Origin of the sequence: Pseudomonas sp. JV245A (assembly GCF_032424515.1) — a bacterium.
GTDB classification, from domain to species: Bacteria; Pseudomonadota; Gammaproteobacteria; order Pseudomonadales; family Pseudomonadaceae; genus Aquipseudomonas; species Aquipseudomonas protegens.
In genome coordinates this window covers 1-467 of record NZ_VYKE01000538.1, presented here as the reverse complement: position 1 = coordinate 467, position 467 = coordinate 1, and the positions used below count along the sequence as shown (strand labels likewise).

Annotated in this window: 1 pseudogene; it reads right to left on the bottom strand. The window is 65.5% G+C overall.

From position 1 onward, the window contains the following. Nucleotides 1-467: pseudogene (locus F6S12_RS32905) on the bottom strand (LTA synthase family protein); the annotation flags it as partial.

The window sequence follows — 467 nt, the reverse complement described above, 5'->3', positions numbered from 1 at the left end:
CGCCCACCGAATGCCCGGCGAAGCTTTCCATCAGGATCACCACGACGTTCTTGATCGGCAGGGTCTTTTCCCCATCCGGCGTGTAGGTGCGGCGTACGGCGGCGATGTCGGCATCCACCAGCTTGTCACTCGGCACCAGCAGCATGTCGCGCACGGTCTGCTGCGCCAGAGGCTGAGGCAAGGTGGCCTTCCAAATATTGGTGCGGTCCTCGGACAGACGATCCTTGGCCGCCGCCATCAGTTGCAGCGTGCCATTGAGGCCCAACTGGTTGGCGAAGTTGGATTCGGTGGTGTAGACGTCACCCCAACGCATCGGCGGGCCCTGGCGCAGAGTGCCACGGGCTGCAACCACGCAGATCAGCAGACACACCACGAACACCGCAATGCGCGCATACCAGGGGGCAATCTGCCGGGTGCCGACATTGCCGCCGCTGAACGGGCCGCGGGGCCGGGTGGCGCGGTCGGCC